A 729-nucleotide genomic window follows, 5' to 3' on the forward strand; every position below is an offset into this window, starting at 1 on the left:
CAGGGCGCCACGACGATGCGCTGCATCGCAAAACGCGCCGGGTCGTGGAAGCGCTCGATCAGGCGCTGCGTGTCGGCCAGGATCGCGGGCTCGGTTTCGACCACGCCGTCGGGCGGCAGGCCGCCCTGGCTCCGGCCCACGCTCATCGCGCCGCGCGCGGCGTGGAAGCGCAGGCCGGTGGTGGCCGCGGCGTGGACCGTGTCGTCCAGCGTGCAGCCGTTCGGGAAGATGTAGAGGTGGTCGCTCGTGGTCGTGCAGCCGCTGAGCAGCAGCTCGGCCATGCCGAGCTGCGTGCTGGTGTGCAGCATCTCGGGCGTGAGCCGAGCCCAGATCGGGTAGAGCGTGCTCAGCCAGCCGAAGAGCTCGCTGTCCTGCGCGCCGGGCACCGCGCGCGTGAGCGTCTGGTACAGGTGGTGGTGGGTGTGGACGAGGCCGGGGATCACCACCTGGTCGGTGGCGTCGATCACCGTGTCGGCGGTGGCCGGCAGATCGGCCGTCGGCCCCACCTGCTCGATCACGCCGCCGCGCGCGAACAGGCCACCGTCGGCGATCTCGCGCCGCTGGCCGTCCATCGTCACCAGCACCTGGGCGTGGCGCAGCAGCAGCGTCGGCGCGCCGCTGCTCATGGTTTGTTCGGGGGCGGGGCCTTGTCGGACCAGAGTTGTCCGGCCGTCGACCAGTTGCTGCGCTCGATGTCGTAGAAGAGGATGTCCACCGCCTCGGGCGAGC

The 729-nt window shown here is 71.6% G+C and carries 1 protein-coding gene; it reads right to left on the reverse strand.

The genetic code is table 11. From position 1 onward, the window contains the following. A partial coding sequence (locus tag AC01FP_RS18375) for an amidohydrolase family protein (protein WP_474482295.1) occupies window positions 1-626 on the reverse strand: 626 nt, incomplete at its 3' end. Window positions 627-729 lie beyond the last annotated feature (103 nt).

It is taken from the genome of Cyanobium sp. NIVA-CYA 375 (genome assembly GCF_056108345.1).